This is a genomic window from Pseudomonas sp. IPO3778 (assembly GCF_013386825.1).
Lineage (GTDB): Bacteria > Pseudomonadota > Gammaproteobacteria > Pseudomonadales > Pseudomonadaceae > Aquipseudomonas.
Map to the genome: position 1 here is coordinate 1 of NZ_JACARC010000129.1, position 324 is coordinate 324.

Sequence of the window (324 nt, forward strand, 5' to 3'; positions counted from 1 at the left end):
AAGTCCCCAAATACATAGCTCGCCATTTGTATTGAACCCCTTTTTTTCTCCGCTAAGCTTTGGTGCCGTTGCAAAATAAGCCGCTACCAGGGGGTCGTAAGTCCAGTCTAGTAAGCGTGTAGGAACCCCGTAATGTTGAGCTAGGGCAGCCGCATTTAGCATGTCATCTGGAAGCCAAGTGTCCCCGGTTTTCCATCCTGCCATTGTATTATATTCGGCTTTTTTGTAATGTAGATTTCGAAGTAGTTTAGATTCTGGTATATAGAGTCCTTGCATGTCTGCAATTCTATAAAAGTCGCGAATTAATTGATATTCGACTGTTGC

At 43.5% G+C, this 324-nt stretch carries 1 protein-coding gene; it reads right to left on the bottom strand.

Annotated elements, in window-relative coordinates; all coding sequences use genetic code 11:
* On the bottom strand, positions 1-303 hold a 303-nt coding region (locus tag HX855_RS32880), incomplete at its 3' end, for an FRG domain-containing protein (protein ID WP_375140101.1).
* Positions 304-324: the final 21 nt, after the last annotated feature.